The sequence below is a fragment of the Photobacterium carnosum genome (genome assembly GCF_002849605.1).
GTDB lineage: Bacteria > Pseudomonadota > Gammaproteobacteria > Enterobacterales > Vibrionaceae > Photobacterium > Photobacterium carnosum.
This window is the reverse complement of the sequence record NZ_NPIB01000027.1, coordinates 1-15,269: the sequence shown is the minus strand read 5'-3', so window position 1 is coordinate 15,269 and position 15,269 is coordinate 1. Positions and strand designations below refer to the sequence as shown.

Genomic DNA, 15,269 nt, shown 5'->3' with positions numbered 1-15,269 from the left:
CAATCATATACAATCATTAAAAGATAATAGCCTATGATTTCTTTTATTATTAACCACCCCACGGTTACTGCCTTCATTGAAACCTATAAAAACACGCCCTTATTAATAATCAGCGAAGACGGCCAACTGATTAATCGTATTGATGCCCCGACTCATGGATGGGATCACCATCAACTCTGTATGACCAACACCACGCAACACTATTCATCAGTCGATATAGCTATTGATGCATTTCTTGGCGATCAAAAAATAGGCAGTTCAAATGTTATTGACGCTGATGTTATTCATCATAATTTAGCCTGTTTTGAACAAGAAAATGAGGATGACAATGGAGGATATGATGCCCTTTGATGTCATGGTCTTATTACTACTGCCCCTTATCGCCTTTCTTTATCTTTTTATCCACCCCATTGATTAAATAGGAATCATCATGCTTTCACTCAGCCCATTACGCGCGAGTGCCAGTGGCGCCAGCAACTATTACCTTGAAGAAGAAAAACAATTTCATATTAACCAACTTGAATTTACGATTACGCCAGATAACCTCGAACGCTCTGACAAAGAATCCAGCCTACAACCCACAGAAAACCCAACGGCTAATTACTACCTTGCTGAAAAAAGTGGTGAACAAACAACCCAATGGTACGGCAAAATCGCTGAAAAAGAAGGCATCTTAGGGCAAGCCATCACCCATGAAAAATTAGAAACGGTGCTCAATGGCACATTAGATAACAGTGCAGTTAAGGGTGCAGGATCAGATAATCGTCGAACGGGCTATGATTTAGTTTTTTCAGCCCCTAAAGGAGCAAGCCTACTCGCATTAGTCTATGGTGATAACCGTATTATAGACGCTCATGAAAACGCCACTAAAAAAGCCATCAGCATGATAGAAAAGGATACAGCTCAATACCGACAAGTTGATCCTAATACGCGAGAAGCCAGTTATACCAATAGCCAAAACCTCTTATTTGGTTTAGTTCAGCATAAAACCAGCCGTGAAAATGATCCTCAACTGCATACTCACGCTCTGCTTGCTAACATGACTCATGATAAAGACGGCAGTCTTAAAAATCTGGCATCAAGTGCCATTCAAAACGGGTTTGAGACTCAAGGAACGTATGAGCGTATTTTAGAAAATCAGAAATATTACACCCGTATATACCATAGTGAGCTTGGCCGTAGTCTTGAGCAAATGGGCTATAACATTCAATCACTCGGTAAAGGACAAATTGATATTGCAGGTATTCCAGAAGATGTACTTGAATCTAATTCAACTCGTCGCCAACAAATCCTAGAGCAAGCTGAAGGACTCGGCATTAACACAGGAAAGTCACGGGATCATATTGCTCACCAAACCCGTAAAGCCAAAACTTATACCCCTGAGCATTCATTGCAAAAAGAATGGTTAGAGAAGAATGAAAAATTAGGCTTTGATGGTTTAACTTTTGTTGCACAATCCCATACGAAAACGCACCACCCTGAACACTCACCGAAAGCACCTATTTTACCCGCTATCACTCAAGCGATTGAAAACAGCGTCAATTATTTAAGTGATCGTAATACAGCGATTTCCTATGAAAAAATCATCACGACGGCATTAGATAAATTTGCCCCTGAGCACATCGTTCAGTTTAGCCAATTTAAACAGGCATTAGATAATACGATCAAAGAAGACAAGCTCATTGCGCTAGATAAAAATAAAACATTGTTTACAACGCCAACACTGCTGGACGCAGAAAAAAAACTGATTGAAACCACCAATAAGCGATCACACGGATTAGTGGTTCATGCAGATGAAAAAAGCCTTGAGCAAACTCGCCTTAAAAGCGAGAGCCAACAGCTTATCAGGGACGTATTAAGCAGTAAAAAACAAGTGAATGTGATTAATCTTATCGGCTCAAGTCAACAAATCAGTGAAGCACTCCTGCATGTCACTGAAAACTCAGGCAAGGCGATCCACTTCATCACTCCGAATAAATTAGTGCAGCAACAAACTGAACAACAAGTTAAGCGACAAGCCTTTTCTGTGACGCAGTGGGTTAAAAATGCCTTCCGCTCGGATGTGGTTTACACCACCCACCAATACAACAATAAACCCGCCCTTCGCCAACAAACCAAAGACAGTATATTGGTGATTGAACACGCCCATAAATTAGGCATCAAAGACACACAAGCCTTAATTGAACAAGCTCAATCACAAGGCAATAAAATTGTGTTTCTTAACCACACCCAACGTAGCCAAGGACTACGAGCGGGTAATGCCATGGATATCCTGCAAAAAGGCAATACACAGGTTAGCCGCTGGCAAGGGACTCACCAAAGTCAAACCGCGCTACATACCACCGAGGTTGATAAGCAAGACCGCCATCAAGTTATTGCAGAGCACTATCAGCAATTATCCCCCCAGGAGCGAGCCAATACCCAAGTGTTAGCAACCAATAAAGCGGATAATGACAAACTTAATGCAGCCCTTCGCCATCAGCTTGATAAAACTGGTCAACTGAGTGAAAAACGGGTTGAAATTCCCGTCCTCAATCCCGTGTATTTATCACCTGAGCAACAAGCCTCTATCAAGAACTATCAAAAAGGCATGATTTTTAATGAGATAAACGACGGGAAGATGACACGCTATAAAGTCGAAAAAGTGAACACAAAAGCCAAGACGCTACAGTTAATTGATGCTGACAAAAATCGACGTTATTTCAATGTCGCTGATGCAAAAAATACAACCTTCTTTGTCAGTCAGCCATCAACATTAGAAGTCGCTGCGGGAGATAGATTGCGGATCAACAGTGATATTTACCAAACCAACCTCAAGCAACACGATAACGTCACCATTGAGAAAATAGGCTGGCTCGGATTAAGCCTCAAGGATGACAACGGAAAGGGACACATTGTGTCCCTTTCGCAATTTAAGGACACCGCATTATCTTATGGCTACGCCACCCCCCTCAATCAAGCGGCCTCGGGCAAAGAGACCACCCTTGTTGATATGCAAAGCTATACCGCCTCAAAAGAAGTGCTGTATGACTTGATGCAGCAAGAAAGTAAAACTCTGCATATTTTCACCAATGACCAACAAAAGCTAGAAGCCCAAATGGGTAAATCGAGTATTCAACCCTCAACCATGGCACGGGTGCTTGCCAGTACCGGTGATATCAGTAAGTTCATCAATAGCCAAACCCAACAATCCCTTTATCATGATGTCGGCGTGGCCGTGCAATCATTATTACACCAACAAGCGGATAAACCCCTCATTGAACAAGCGGTGATGTTTGCACTTAACCATGTCAGTGAACAAAAAGCGGGCTTTAAGCATGAAGATTTAGTGATGGAGGCTATCCGTTTTGCCATGGATGAAAAAGGAACAACGGTATTGGAGCCTGAAATCAAGGCACACTTACATCAACTGAAAGCCCAAGACAGTGTGTTGTCTGCGGATTACCAAGATGGCACACGTTGGACTACCCGAGAAGCCCTTGAAACCGAGCAACGCATACTTAACCACTTAGAGGCGGGGAAAGATGCAGTCAATGCCTTTGCAACACCACAACAAGCAGATACTTATCTGGCACAACAAGCATGGATGACCGATGGCCAAAAGGACGGTGTGCGCCTCATTGCGACCACCAATGACCAATACACCATTGTTCAAGGGTTTGCGGGTGTAGGTAAATCCACCATGCTAGAGCAAGGGACGTTACTTATTGAGCAAGCACAGGCCATACAAAAAAACACCCCTATTACGGTACTTGGTCTTGCCCCAACTCACGCCGCAGTCAATGAGTTAAAAGAGAAAGGCATTCCCGCTCAAACCACGCAATCCTTACTCAAAGATGTCATGACAGGTGACACCTTGCCTGAAAAATACGCGAACACCCTGTTCTTACTCGATGAAAGCTCAATGGCCTCTAACGCCCAATTCGATGCGTTTACCACACTGGTAAACAATTCAGGCGCAAGAGCCACCTTTTTAGGGGATATATACCAGCTTCAATCCAAAGAAGCAGGTAAACCGTTTGAATTGGCCTATCGCACTAAAAACATTGAAACCGTGGTGATGAAGGACATTAAGCGTCAACAAACCCCTGAACTGTTAAGTGCCGTTAAACAAGTCATTAATCGACACCCTGAATCCACCTTGGCAGCGGTTAAAGCCCAGTCACCGCTTGATAATCAGCATTATCATCAGCCATCAATGCACACTGATACCGTGATATCGACATACATCAACACAGGCCAACCCTCAGAAGACCATCAACAAGCGAAAGACAAACTCTATGACCTTGCAGCCAAAGAGTATTTATCTCGCACCCCTGAGAGTCGAGATAACACCTTAATGATTGCGTATTCCAACCGTGAGCGTGATTTACTTGCTAAATTAATTCGCCGTGGCTTAAAAGCAATGGGGGACTTACCCTCAGGCAGCGATACCTCTGTTACGCGATTACGAGGAGTTGGTGCCACAAAAGAAGAGTTAAAAACCATGATGCCTTATCAAAAAGGGTTAATTATCAATACTGGCCGAGAGACTTACTTACAGATTGATAAGGTTGACCGACAACATGCACTGTTAAATGTCACCGACTTAGGTAGTGGTAAAGTCACGACCTTTATCCCAGCCAAACATGACCATAAAATGACAACCTTATGGAGCAGTAGCCAACAGCCATTAACCGAAGGGGATAAAATTACTTGGCGTAAAACTGACCGTGAATTAGCGTTACAGGGTAACACTGAACTTACGGTATCAAAGGTCAACACTCAGACCATGACGGTGACAGGGAAAGACGGCCAAGCCGTCATGCTCCCTCTATCAGACATGAAAAGTAGCCATTGGGATTACCGCTACACCAAGACAGCAGATATGGCGCAAGGGGCAACGGTAAATAATGTTATATCGGTTATCAGTGCCAATGCGAAATTAACCAATATTCGCCGTGCTTATATTGATATCAGTCGCGCCAGTCAACATGCAATGATATTTACGGATAATGAAAAATCATTGATGAACAGTTGGCTGAATCATCATGATAATAATACCTCGGCCATTGAAACCATCAATAAAACCCATAACCCCAACGAACGGCATTTTAATACAACTGACCTTCCTAATGAAAACCCGAAATACCAACAAGATGGCCACTTTAAATTATCACTCTATGCAAAAGACCTCGGCAACCAATTAACCCCATATACTGAATCACTGGCTATATCATTATTAGGCCAACCTAATAACAGTAAATCCGATAAAGATTATTTAGCGTTTGGACGAGGAAAATCACAAACGAAAATATCACTCACGGGAGAATGTCGAGGGTATTTCCGTGATTGGACAACAGGCGATAAAGGTAACATGATTAATTTAATCATGGCGTCAAAATCAATTAGCTTTAGAGAAGCCATTACGTTAGCGGAAACTATGTTAACCCACCCAGAGCAACACGATTTAATTAAAAATGAAAAACACGCCACGTTATTAACCACCTTACCCGTACAAGTCAGTGAATTAAAAGAAAGAGCCATCAATTACTTTGAACAAGGGGTAGACATTAAAGACACGCCAGCGAGTACATATATTAATAATCAAACCTATCATGACGTAGAAAGTCATACTGCTTTACGTTATCACGACAATGTTTATTCTTCTGAAACAAAATCCACCCACCCTGCTTTATTAACGAGTTTAACCAATAATAAAGGGGATATAGAAGCCGTGGAAATTACCTACTTAACGCCACAAGGTGACATTGCTAACCTTAATACGCAAAAACGATTAATGGGAAATAAGTCAGGTCATGCGATGGTATTAAATGAAGGGACACTGCCGAATATTAGCGTAATAGCGATTGGTATTGAAAATGGCATTGCATTAATGGGGGCGAATCAACATGACGTTGATATTATCGCCGTGAATAATCCTCATGACTTACGAACAGTGAATACTCAGACCTTACGTGAGCACATAATAATTATGGCAAGTAACAGTCAATTATCTAACCAGGCATTAATCCATGATATTACCCATAAACTTACCGAGCAAGGTCACAGTATTTCTCTTGTCACGGAAGCTCTCAATGGATTATTGCCACAAGACATCGGGATTATTATCAGTGATAAGGTTAATGATGACATTACACAATTAAAAGGTGAACATCACACGCAAACAAATGCTATCGACCAATTGGCTAAAGATATTATCGCCTCGTCATTACCTGATAATAAAGACATTGAATTGTCCCATTCAGATACCGATAAAAAGGATATCACCTATGGCGAGATATTAACGAATAAAGAGGTTGACCATGCTATTGATGACTATGAGCAATCGAATCATCAAACAGAAAAAGACCATGGGCGTATAATAGAAAAAGAATTAGATGATTTTTCAATATAACAACACAAGGCGACCACAGAAATGTGGTCGCATTTTTTTATTCTTTATTTTCGATAAATTGCGTTGTTTTTTCTTGGGCGTTCTTCTCAATATTTTTAAAATTTGTTTTTGCCTTTTCTAATATCACACTTTCTACTTGTAATGTTGGATTATACCCTGCTACGTACATTTGTTTTATTAATGATTCTAATTGGTATTGAGACAATAAGACTTCTTCCAGTATCTCACGGTTAGATTTTGTTTTGTTCTCACCAAGCCGTTCTTTAATCGCTAATGCAAACTCCCACAAATCACGTCCAACATCCGCGAGTGATGATGCTTGCGTTCTTTCTCTTTCAGCATCAAGTCGATCATAGAGCTGACTACTGCATAACACTTGCACTTTATTATTTTTCTTCATTTTCATTTCCTAAAAATATAAAAACAGAGAGTATAAACATACTATCACCCCTCTTTTACGCGGGAGTATAAACATACTCTCAAATGAGCACAGAGAGTATAACCATACTCTCACAATTCATAAGTTATTGTTAGTATTGATTTTATATTGAGAGTATAAACATACTCTCAAACGGCATTTTTTAGCTATCTTATTGATAATAAAGGCATACTCTCAATGGAGTATAAAAGGAATCGAAACATACTCTCACCACGACATGACGCGAATGATATTTTTGGAAATGCCTGAATATAGTGATTTTCTTTTACAGACAACCACTTAGGCGCAACAAAAGTTGTGCGAGGGGTGTCATCATCTTCTGAACCCTCAAAACCCGCCATTGTAAAATAAGACCTTACGCCACGGATTCAGTTATTTAAGGGGATTTTCCTTATAGGGGCATAATAGCCAGTCGGGAAAGTTAACAATAAACGGGGAATACTACGCCAAGATTTACCACGTAATAAAAAACCATGAGAAAAGAATACAAGAATAAACACGATCATTTATGGCGTAGCCATACTAAGGACGCCATCACTATGATTTATTATTGCGATAAACTTTTGCGTCCGAGCTAGCACAATAAAATAAAGCCACAAAACAAAAGAAGGTAAATAATGCCTATCATCACCGTCCTGCTAAGCTCGCTCTTTGCCAATGGTTAACATAAATAAAAATCCACATTGTCGAATGACAAAAGAAAACATCAACGTGCGCGGATAAAAAATACACCGTGTGACTATCTATTTATATTAACTATAAACCTTACAGCGTGGGCGGCGATTTATTTGACTATCAGATCGCTATTATCACGACGATAATCAACGTTGAATGATAGTGAAATAAATCGTTGGAATTTTTCGAGGGAAATAACGCAGTATACTAAACACAAAAAAGCCCATATCAAAAGATATAGGCTTAATTTAGAGAACTTAATTATTCGTTGCTTTCACCTTCCCATACTTGGTTAGCGAAATGTTCCCATTGTTTATATTCTTCGGTTAAGTGAGTATTCCATGGGGCAATATTTGATTTTATAACAATGCCATTTCTTAACCGTATTTCACCGCAATTACTGCCTCTGTCTTCATCAGCATATTGGATATGAAAAACAACATCAGGAAAGCGTATTGATATTGCTTTATAAATCGGCTCTGGCATTGACCACGCGGTTGAAAATTGAATACATTCAGGAACACCCATACTTTTAACTTGTGCTTTAAAATATTTCTTATTGATACGTTTAACATATCCTCTTAATACTGCACCTGATAAAACGTTTTTAGGTTTACAGGATAAATGCCACGGTTTAAAGATAACCTCATTATGATAAACATCTTGATCATACGCGTTCCATTTTGTCCCCCAATACGTATTAGACCATGAATACCAATCAGAACAGCCCGTTAACTTTATACATTGCTCGGCATTGTTATTATTCGGTGTGCGTGTATTTCTTACTATTTTCGGCATTGGTATAATGCGATTAAAATCAAACACACCTTGATAATTTAACAGCCATAACATAATACGCGCTTGCTTGGAATTATCATCACTCTCAATCTTTACAACGTTAATAATGTGATTAGGCATATTCTTGTTCCTTTTTTTCAACATCAATTAAACGACAACGAAATAAATGCAAATCAGACTCGGTAACGCCTTCAAAGATATCATTTACAATGGTTACATTATTAATGATCAAATCATCTTCAAGAATTAAGACGTTATTAGGATTCAGCACATAATAACCGAACTCATTTAATAACCCTGATACATAATATTGATTAGTCATATTTTTTATATACCCCCTTTCGGGGGTATCCTTATTTATTAATATTCAGTGGGTAATAGAATGGTGGTTGCGCTGCGATCCGATTCGGTAATGATCCAAACGGCTTCCCCTAAGAACGCATACACTGACATTATTCTTAGCTCGTTATGTGTTGCCCAATTATTTTGAATTGCGTCTTCTTGGCAACAATTCCCCCAATCACAATTATCATGCCGATTTAATAACGGTAACAATAACGCATGATTGCCGCCGCATAATTCATCCATACCGCGAGTTAATACAACTGAGCCTAAATTAAAGGCAATCGGCGTAATATCATTGATTACTTCGCCTTGACTTATTTCTGTCATGGATTTATATTCCTTAACGTTACATGAGGGGCTTAAAGCAGTTATTTAGTAGGTAATGCTTTAAGCCTTTTTCTTTATGCAAAGATTAACTCTTTTAACCTGCACTTCGTTTTTTTGGCAATCTCACACGGGGTTAACCCTATGGCTTGCAGTTGTTGAAATGAACATTTTGCGCCCTCTTTGGTTTCCTCTCCCCTTATGTACGATTTCAAATCTTTAACATGATATTGAATGACGAGTTTGTTTATCTCGCTACTGCTTGCGGTATGCACGATCTGAGGTTGTTCAAAACGTATCGCACTGTAGGCCATGTTTGTCTCTCCTTAATTACACTTCTAATGATCCTATCCAAACGCTCCCCAAATACGCTTCCCAACCGTCGGGACTGTGCGCGTAATAATCAATTGACTCTAATAAGTCATGTGTATATCCGCTGTGTGGGGCGTGTATTTTTGCTACTACGTTGCTATCAAGATCTTTAATGATTAAACATTGATGTTCATTACCTATCAGCAAGTCAGGCTCATTATGATTAAGGGGTCTACTCACAATACTCATACTCGTTACCGCCCTTAACCTAACAACAAATCAAAGTAATAAGACTGGCGAATTTCAGCCTGTTTAATGCGAGGTAATAAATCGGTGATCACCTCGTTCTGGTTTAATAAATGGCTGTTGTTTTTGTAATGGTTCAATTGATTTTTTAATTGGGTTAGGTATTTTCTGTTTTCCTCCATCAATGCTTTATAACGTGATAAGTGTTGTTCACAATCTGCGGCACATTGTCGGTAAGCGACTTTCAAGCAAGCAGCAAAGTAAGTGCATTTTAGGCCACCAAAACGTAACGCTTTCATGGCTGCCAGCGCCCACGCTTTACGAAAGATAAATGCCTTACGTTTGTTCGCCCTCGATATGTGCGTAGCACATGGAGCGCGTAGCGCGGTAGCCTGCTCTTGCTGACCGTCAAGGGATGACAAGCCTTTATTCGCGTAACCCATATTCCCCACTGACTCAGAGCCCACCTCGCGCCCTGCTAAGCTAATCTGCACTGCACTTTCAGCGTGCTTTGGTGTGTATAACTGTGTTGCGGTCTTACTGCGTGTATTCATGAGAGGCTCCTTTGCTGCCTGATTTTTCTGAATGCCTATCCGAGCACCTGAGCTGATTTTTCTTGTCAAGGGGCTAGTAGCCCTTGGCAACTTGTTGCCTTTAGGGATACAGCATGTATTTCCCTTGCAAGACAAATCGGATTAGGTGACGGTTAATAGGCAAAGGGGAAATCTGGCAGTGAAGGTATTCTGATGGTGACTTGCAGCATGGCCGCGACACGGGGGATATATCAGAGTGAGGTGATAATGAGGGGAAGATTCGCTAAGCAGGGTGTGCAGCTTTTGCGTTAGGATTGCCTGTCTGGAACTTAGTCCCTCTTGGCAACTTGTTGCCTTTAGAGGGGCAAGTTAGCGACAGGAGCGCAGCGAAAAGCTGACTTTTTGCCGAAGCAAAAAGAACGCCCAAGGTCAAACCAGATAGGAAATAAGATCGAGTGGTCATACAAATCAAAAAATCAATCAGCAAAAAACAAGCTATTTAAAGTATAATCAGCTCCGCAAACATACCGCGCAATTACAAAAAAACACATTACTTACAATAAGGTGACACACCAACATGCAAGAATTTATCGACACATTGACCCGCTACCGTCAAGCAAAAGCCCTACTAAAAAATCAAACAGTCGAAGAATTGGAATTAATCACCACTAACTTATCAAAGATACTGGAAGAGAAAAAAATCCAAGAATTGACATTGCTTGCGGAACAAAAAGAAAAAAACGATAAGTTAGCTATTTATAAAGAAATGTTAGCGGCAGATGGTATTGATATTAATGAGTTAGCGGCCCATGTAGCCAACACATCAACTACGCAGAAAGCGACAACACCTCGCAGCCCGCGCCCTGCAAAATATACTTATACAGACGAAAGCGGCCAATCAAAGACATGGACAGGCCAAGGCCGAACTCCTAAATTTTTAGTGGATAAAAACCTAGAAGAACATCTGATTTAATCCACGCTTAAAGCGGGGGCTACCCCGCTTTATCTTTGCTATCGTGGTAATAAATATTGGTGTGCTTTACTGGCAAGACTGGCGGCCTTAAAAATATATTTTTTGTCATTGTTAAGTGCTTTAAGCCATGATGCGATATAACTATCATGTTGTATCTCACCAAAGACACCCAAATCAGCACAACAGAACGCCGCGCCCAACTCTGCTACCAACTCCTCAAAGGCATAATCTTTAGAGCCAAAGCCACCTGTTAATTTACGGTCTAAACGACGCTTGTTGGCTGTCCAATGGGTTAATTCATGCCATAACGTCGCGTAATAATCGCTTGAAGAGGTAAAACGGTCTTGTGTTGGCATCGTGATAGTATCTTGACTAGGAGAATAAAACGCTCGAACACCTAAATGATTTATCACCGCACCGGTCGCTAAAATGGCATTATCAATATAGGCCATCACTTCAAACTCGTTATGTTTGGTGCGCTCTTCTTTAATGACCATTACTGGTTTTTCAATATTTTCAACTTGGTCTAAGTTGAAAACGACAAAAGATCTCAACATAGGTATTCTTTCTTCGTCGCCTTGCTCGTTCTTCTTCTCCCACATTTTATAGAAAATAATCTCGGTCCCTTTTTGCCCTTTGATTACATTGCCGCCTAATTCTGCCGCTTGTTTGTAAGTTAACCAATACGGGCTTGAATAGCCTTTCTCTACGATTTCAGACCAAAGTAACAAAATATTTACGCCTGAATATTGCGCCTTACTCTTAAAATTCATGGGTAACATGTCACATTGCTGTGTTCTATCCCACGGACACGCCCACGGTTTAACGCCATTCTCAAGGGCTGCAATAATGCGATCAGTGACAATCTGGTACATATCTTTCGCCACTTTAGCCACCCGCTTTTTGCTTTTGCGCTTAGAAGATTCATTTTTGGAGGAGCCTTGGGTTCTAAGGGCAACGCCCTTCGTCGTTGTTTGCTGAGCTGTGATTGTTGTGTTGATAGTTGATGAGTAAGTCATGGCTGTTTTCCTGTTTAAGTGTATTTTCATTTCCGTTATCGCCTGACTGTCCACTCATTACTCATGGTTCTCATTGACAAGGGCGCAACGCGGCGCAGCTTCCCTTTTCAATGGGGTTCTGAGAGATGATGGTTAACAGACAGAGCGGTGACGAGGATGAAAAGGAGCAAACAGGGAAACAATGACTTATGAGGCAGATATCAGCACTTACAAGAACCGCAGGAAATGGCGAAAGCTGCGTAAGTTCGACGGCAGGAGAAGGAATGCTTAGTGAGAGATAACCTGAATAAAATTTGTCCTCGCTTGCGAGGGGATAACACATTTTATCCAGGCTTATATTGAATGCTGTTGCTGTTTAGCCCTGACCTGACCTTTGGTGAAGACAGCTTGCTGGCTGAGTTTCACTAGCAATACGAGCATGGAACATGTGATGGGGCGCGTGTGAAATAGGGCAAGCGTAGCGTGGTTGCCCCGTAGGGGTGCTACAAGGCCATTACTTTGTAAAAACAATATCAATAGCCGCTAAAAATTGAGTAGCACTTTCATCTTTCAAATGAAGAGGCTCAAAGACGAAACCTTTTACGTAGCATTTTCTTGAACTATCATAATGCATATTCGTTGGCCTCCCCTCTCTATAAATAGTAAAAATACGGCTTGATTTAGCTCGACAAATATCAAACTTTCGCATCATCACCTGCGTATTAATTTCACCAAAAATCAATAAATACGCATCAATATATTTAAGAAAAACATTATCTAACATAGTGATACCAATAAACCCATTAAGAAAAACACATATATACAATCAATACAGTGCCTATTTTAGATACACATATACATTATAGACACTGCGTCTTTTATCTATATATCAAGCAAACTCACATTTACGTTCTTTATTTGGCACATAACCATACTTAACGGCGATAAAAATAGCAGCGTTACGCTTACCATGATTTTTAAATGTTTTATCTACTTCAAACGTAAATAACTTAATGTAATCCTCATAAGACGTACCACTATTTTCACTCGCCCAATCCGCAATATCTTCAATTTGATTGATTAAGTAATAATTCATGTAGCCGCGCTCGATATTACGCATACCCCTTTCTATAAGGCTTTAAGAAACCCACGCCTTTTAACTCTTCAAGCACTTGGTTCATCAGATCACGTCCAACGCCTCGAAATGATTCATTGATCCCACGCTGACTTGGCTTAACTGTTTTCGCCAATACTGCGTTTTTGATATCAAGATAAATTTGAGCATGACACGGCGCCATATTTTGATACAACAGATTCACCACCCGAGAAAGTCGCTTGTTGGTTAGATAGCTCGTCAATATTAGTTAATAGGATAGGGATTTGGGACAAGGTATGTTGAGACTTAATGATTTGTTTAGCGGCTTGTTGGCGTTTAGCCAAATCAAGTAAGAGACCTAAAGCCGCCATTAATATAGGCGACCCCATATCTTGCCCGATAGAGAACATGAATTTTGTTGCTAATGTAGCCGATAGGCAAGCAATAGCGACTGATAGCACTAGGCAAATCAGCTTAATAATAGTATTGTCTATTAGTGAATTATTCCTATAGTTATTCACACTAAGCCCTAAGTTCCCGTCAGAAAGTTACTTGGGGGTTTTTATTATGTATTACATGTGTAATACATACTTACTACATGTCATTCATCAACTCTAATAACTTATTGTTATCTATATCATCTTTCATTGAGGTCAATGCTCTAAATAACTTTGCGGCAGACACTTTTCTGTTTGTATTCTCTTGAAGATCCTCAACCCAATCTTGCACTTTTTGCTTATCGGTTAACGATAAACGTAATGTCAAAGGAGGTACTTTATATGTTGTTAAAGGCTTCTTTCGTACTGTAGTTATAGTTGTTTTATTTTGTCTATCTGCACGAGACGATAATGACGATTTAGCACCTTTATTTGATAATTTATTACTATCCATATCTGTATTACCTATGTATTACATATTGCATTAATTTCTTTAGCCAAGGAACTATAATCATTATTTATAATAGACCCTTTCTTATAGAACCTTATCGGCATAGACAAAGCATTAGCCTGGGATAAATGTTCTGAACGTCGGATTACTGTTTTCAAAACATTATCTCGTACAACCTCTAACTCATTTTCTATATAGTTATTAATTAATGTATTTCGGCTATCTATCTCATTTCTTAGTATGCAATAGTTTGCTTCGTCATCTTTGATTTCATCAACAGCATCCAATAGAGGAGATATTCCATCAAGAGAATAAGCACCAGAATCAATTGGTATAATAATCAATTCAGACGCTTGTATTGCATTTAAAGTAGTTAAAGATAGATTAGGGGGAGTATCAAGCAGAACAAAATCATAATCTTTTGATATTTTACTTAAATGTTTTTCTAAAATTCTCTCACGATTAATTTTTGTTAATGATGTTTCGATTACACGCGACAACTGATAATCAGCAGGAATTAAAAATAAATTATCAATCGAACTATCAGCAGCTTGTGCTGGGATGATCAAATCAACAATATTAACCATCTTGGGTTTATCAAACAAACAAGCAATGGTTTCATTAAAATCAAAACTAGTTTGACCATTTGAAAGTGTTTTTGAACAATTTCCTTGTGGATCAAGATCTATCACCAAGACTTTATTTTTCTTTGCTAATTCAGAGGCCAAATTAACGATCGTTGTCGTTTTACCGACTCCGCCTTTTTGATTTGCTAATGATATAACTCTCATAACACCTCACTGTATTACATATGTAATACACATTAAAATTTAATTAACCACTGTAATACATGTAGCAAAAAGAAAAACAAATTTATGTATTACCTATGTAGTACATATTAAATGTATATAAGAGATATAGCAATAAACAATAGGTAATACATAGGTAATACATACAAACCATGATCTTTTAGGGCTTAGAGGCATATTTTAGGCTAAAAGTAGATCGTTAGTTTTTATTAACAACTTAGTCACAAAAATATGGACCGTTTTAGGTAGGTAAAGGTGTGGTTTTGGCTGTTAGGGAAGGTAATTTCAATTGAACAGTGTTCACTGGTACGCGATATACCTATTATGTTTAATAGAGGCCAAAAAGCAAAAATTTACTTAATTTATGGGTTTAGAACGAAATGACAAAAAAATGATAGGGGATAGGCGAGTTAATGTATAATCAGCGCGGGTGCTC

The 15,269-nt window shown here is 39.5% G+C and carries 17 protein-coding genes; 3 read left to right on the top strand and 14 right to left on the bottom strand.

What is annotated here, in order from left to right; translation table 11 throughout:
• Window positions 1-33: 33 nt before the first annotated feature.
• Together CIK00_RS17380 and traI are read left to right on the top strand one after the other, a co-directional pair.
• Window positions 34-351 carry a hypothetical protein gene (locus tag CIK00_RS17380; protein WP_101769906.1) on the top strand — a complete coding sequence of 106 codons (318 nt, stop codon included), beginning with the start codon at window positions 34-36 and terminating at the stop codon, window positions 349-351.
• A 79-nt stretch (window positions 352-430) separates the two neighbouring features.
• On the top strand, window positions 431-6,397 hold the full coding sequence (gene traI, locus CIK00_RS17375; protein WP_101769905.1) for a conjugative transfer relaxase/helicase TraI: 5,967 nt from the start codon (window positions 431-433) through the stop codon (window positions 6,395-6,397).
• A 37-nt stretch (window positions 6,398-6,434) separates the two neighbouring features.
• Here traI and CIK00_RS17370 read toward each other — a convergent pair whose 3' ends face one another.
• The 7 genes from CIK00_RS17370 to CIK00_RS17335 all read right to left on the bottom strand — a co-directional run bounded on the left by CIK00_RS17370 (window position 6,435) and on the right by CIK00_RS17335 (window position 10,090).
• Window positions 6,435-6,797, bottom strand: coding sequence for a hypothetical protein (locus CIK00_RS17370; protein ID WP_101769904.1), 363 nt, complete (start codon window positions 6,795-6,797; stop codon window positions 6,435-6,437).
• Window positions 6,798-7,772: 975 nt separating this feature from the next.
• On the bottom strand, window positions 7,773-8,429 hold the full coding sequence (locus CIK00_RS17360) for a DUF1281 family ferredoxin-like fold protein (RefSeq protein WP_101769902.1): 657 nt from the start codon (window positions 8,427-8,429) through the stop codon (window positions 7,773-7,775).
• Window positions 8,422-8,631, bottom strand: coding sequence for a hypothetical protein (locus CIK00_RS17355; RefSeq protein ID WP_101769901.1), 210 nt, complete (start codon window positions 8,629-8,631; stop codon window positions 8,422-8,424). Before CIK00_RS17355 ends, CIK00_RS17360 begins: the two co-directional genes overlap by 8 nt.
• Window positions 8,632-8,669: 38 nt before the next feature.
• A complete protein-coding gene (locus tag CIK00_RS17350) occupies window positions 8,670-8,981 on the bottom strand; it encodes a type I restriction endonuclease subunit M (RefSeq protein ID WP_101769900.1) in 312 nt (103 codons plus the stop codon).
• 74 nt (window positions 8,982-9,055) lie between these two features.
• On the bottom strand, window positions 9,056-9,292 hold the full coding sequence (locus tag CIK00_RS17345; protein ID WP_101769899.1) for a hypothetical protein: 237 nt from the start codon (window positions 9,290-9,292) through the stop codon (window positions 9,056-9,058).
• Window positions 9,293-9,308: 16 nt separating this feature from the next.
• Window positions 9,309-9,539 carry a hypothetical protein gene (locus CIK00_RS17340; protein ID WP_101769898.1) on the bottom strand — a complete coding sequence of 77 codons (231 nt, stop codon included), beginning with the start codon at window positions 9,537-9,539 and terminating at the stop codon, window positions 9,309-9,311.
• 14 nt (window positions 9,540-9,553) lie between these two features.
• Complete coding sequence (locus CIK00_RS17335) at window positions 9,554-10,090, bottom strand: hypothetical protein (RefSeq protein ID WP_101769897.1); 537 nt, start codon at window positions 10,088-10,090, stop codon at window positions 9,554-9,556.
• Window positions 10,091-10,646: 556 nt separating this feature from the next.
• Between CIK00_RS17335 and CIK00_RS17330 the strand changes: the two genes are divergently transcribed.
• Complete coding sequence (locus tag CIK00_RS17330; protein WP_101769896.1) at window positions 10,647-11,042, top strand: H-NS family histone-like protein; 396 nt, start codon at window positions 10,647-10,649, stop codon at window positions 11,040-11,042.
• Between the two features lie 38 nt (window positions 11,043-11,080).
• Here CIK00_RS17330 and CIK00_RS17325 read toward each other — a convergent pair whose 3' ends face one another.
• From CIK00_RS17325 to CIK00_RS17295, 7 genes are all read right to left on the bottom strand, one after another.
• Window positions 11,081-12,061, bottom strand: a complete 981-nt coding sequence (locus CIK00_RS17325) for an ArdC family protein (RefSeq protein ID WP_101769895.1) — start codon at window positions 12,059-12,061, stop codon at window positions 11,081-11,083.
• 493 nt (window positions 12,062-12,554) lie between these two features.
• On the bottom strand, window positions 12,555-12,824 hold the full coding sequence (locus CIK00_RS17320; protein WP_101769894.1) for a hypothetical protein: 270 nt from the start codon (window positions 12,822-12,824) through the stop codon (window positions 12,555-12,557).
• Window positions 12,825-12,929: 105 nt separating this feature from the next.
• On the bottom strand, window positions 12,930-13,160 hold the full coding sequence (locus CIK00_RS17315; RefSeq protein ID WP_101769893.1) for a hypothetical protein: 231 nt from the start codon (window positions 13,158-13,160) through the stop codon (window positions 12,930-12,932).
• Complete coding sequence (locus tag CIK00_RS17310) at window positions 13,153-13,338, bottom strand: hypothetical protein (protein ID WP_101769892.1); 186 nt, start codon at window positions 13,336-13,338, stop codon at window positions 13,153-13,155. The genes CIK00_RS17315 and CIK00_RS17310 overlap by 8 nt, the downstream gene beginning before the upstream one ends.
• Entirely contained in the window at window positions 13,307-13,657 is a 351-nt protein-coding gene (locus CIK00_RS17305; protein ID WP_167388577.1) for a hypothetical protein, read from the bottom strand. The genes CIK00_RS17310 and CIK00_RS17305 overlap by 32 nt, the downstream gene beginning before the upstream one ends.
• 73 nt (window positions 13,658-13,730) lie before the next feature.
• Window positions 13,731-14,027: a hypothetical protein gene (locus tag CIK00_RS17300; protein WP_101769890.1), complete on the bottom strand. Its 297-nt coding sequence runs from the start codon at window positions 14,025-14,027 to the stop codon at window positions 13,731-13,733.
• An 11-nt stretch (window positions 14,028-14,038) separates the two neighbouring features.
• Window positions 14,039-14,815 carry a ParA family protein gene (locus tag CIK00_RS17295; RefSeq protein ID WP_101769889.1) on the bottom strand — a complete coding sequence of 259 codons (777 nt, stop codon included), beginning with the start codon at window positions 14,813-14,815 and terminating at the stop codon, window positions 14,039-14,041.
• Window positions 14,816-15,269 lie beyond the last annotated feature (454 nt).

Bases quoted from the DNA above. Each gene is read 5' to 3' on its own strand.
- CIK00_RS17335 (WP_101769897.1), bottom strand. From the start codon at position 10,090: ATGAATACACGCAGTAAGACCGCAACACAGTTATACACACCAAAGCAC.
- traI (WP_101769905.1), top strand. From the start codon at position 431: ATGCTTTCACTCAGCCCATTACGCGCGAGTGCCAGTGGCGCCAGCAAC.
- CIK00_RS17325 (WP_101769895.1), bottom strand. From the start codon at position 12,061: ATGACTTACTCATCAACTATCAACACAACAATCACAGCTCAGCAAACA.
- CIK00_RS17380 (WP_101769906.1), top strand. From the start codon at position 34: ATGATTTCTTTTATTATTAACCACCCCACGGTTACTGCCTTCATTGAA.
- CIK00_RS17320 (WP_101769894.1), bottom strand. From the start codon at position 12,824: ATGTTAGATAATGTTTTTCTTAAATATATTGATGCGTATTTATTGATT.
- CIK00_RS17315 (WP_101769893.1), bottom strand. From the start codon at position 13,160: ATGCGTAATATCGAGCGCGGCTACATGAATTATTACTTAATCAATCAA.
- CIK00_RS17360 (WP_101769902.1), bottom strand. From the start codon at position 8,429: ATGCCTAATCACATTATTAACGTTGTAAAGATTGAGAGTGATGATAAT.
- CIK00_RS17340 (WP_101769898.1), bottom strand. From the start codon at position 9,539: ATGAGTATTGTGAGTAGACCCCTTAATCATAATGAGCCTGACTTGCTG.
- CIK00_RS17295 (WP_101769889.1), bottom strand. From the start codon at position 14,815: ATGAGAGTTATATCATTAGCAAATCAAAAAGGCGGAGTCGGTAAAACG.
- CIK00_RS17370 (WP_101769904.1), bottom strand. From the start codon at position 6,797: ATGAAGAAAAATAATAAAGTGCAAGTGTTATGCAGTAGTCAGCTCTAT.
- CIK00_RS17330 (WP_101769896.1), top strand. From the start codon at position 10,647: ATGCAAGAATTTATCGACACATTGACCCGCTACCGTCAAGCAAAAGCC.
- CIK00_RS17350 (WP_101769900.1), bottom strand. From the start codon at position 8,981: ATGACAGAAATAAGTCAAGGCGAAGTAATCAATGATATTACGCCGATT.
- CIK00_RS17300 (WP_101769890.1), bottom strand. From the start codon at position 14,027: ATGGATAGTAATAAATTATCAAATAAAGGTGCTAAATCGTCATTATCG.
- CIK00_RS17355 (WP_101769901.1), bottom strand. From the start codon at position 8,631: ATGACTAATCAATATTATGTATCAGGGTTATTAAATGAGTTCGGTTAT.
- CIK00_RS17345 (WP_101769899.1), bottom strand. From the start codon at position 9,292: ATGGCCTACAGTGCGATACGTTTTGAACAACCTCAGATCGTGCATACC.
- CIK00_RS17310 (WP_101769892.1), bottom strand. From the start codon at position 13,338: ATGGCGCCGTGTCATGCTCAAATTTATCTTGATATCAAAAACGCAGTA.